The 1,034-nt window shown below is 66.5% G+C and carries 1 protein-coding gene; it reads left to right on the top strand.

Annotated elements, in window-relative coordinates:
* Positions 1-963 (top strand): hypothetical protein (locus tag G7A99_RS20825; RefSeq protein WP_163143800.1); only part of this gene is annotated, 963 nt, incomplete at its 5' end.
* Between the last annotated feature and the right edge of the window lie 71 nt (positions 964-1,034).

Consider the following 1,034-nt stretch of genomic DNA (forward strand, 5'->3'; position numbering starts at 1 on the left):
GCCGCCGGCGTGAACCTCTCGGACGCCGACTCCCGCATCGACCTCGGCCAGGTGGACATCAGCAGCACCGGCGGGGAAGGCATATCCCTGTCCAATGCGAACCAGGTCGGCAGCTTTCACATCAGTGGCGGCACGATCACAGACACCGATTCGACGGGGATCCATATCGGCAACGTCGCTTCCGGGACCATCACCGGCGTGACCATAGACACGGTGCTCAACGGTGACGGAATCATGCTGTCCAATGTCGGCGACTTCTCCGACGATGCCGGTGCGACCAAGGACTTCGTCATCGACGGCGTGACCATCGACAACGTGGGCAGCGGCGCCGGCGACGAAGGCATCTCCATCATCAACGGAGAGGCCATCCGGATCGTGGATGCCACCGTGTCCGGCACCGGCGGCAATGCCCTCGGTCTCGGCGGCCAGGGCATAGACGTCGACAACGCCACCATCAGCGACTTCGGCGGCAACGGGATCCGTATCGCCGACAGCAACGGTTCCAGCGGGGACACCTGGGGCGGCATCAACGTCAATGGCGGCACCATCGACACCACCGGCGGCGGGTTCGGTATCGTCTTCGACGACGGCCCGGGCAGCGCCTCCGGTGTAACCATCACCGGCGACGGATACGGCGTGATGGTCTATGGCAGCGGTTCACCCGCGTTCACACGGGTGACGCTCGACAACCTCGATATCGACGTGGACCACGTGGGCGTCTCACTCAATCAGAACGGCACGGTCGGCCCGTCCTCCAACGTCACGCTCGATGACAGCACCATTGCTTCCGGCACTGCCAGCGTCGACGGCACCGGCATCCTCATCGAGGGCGACGTCACCGTGGATGGCGCGGGCAACACCGTTTCCCTCCAGGGCACCGGCGGCGAGACCGCCTGCGACACCACGAACGCCGGCACCGTCACCGGCAGCATCGCCTACAACGGCGGCAACTCCTGTCCGTAACGGCGGCAAACCGGGCCCCGGCCACGCCGGGGCCCGGCCCTGACGCCTCCCCCGCCGTGACGTCCCACGGC

The organism is Arhodomonas sp. KWT, assembly GCF_010993615.1.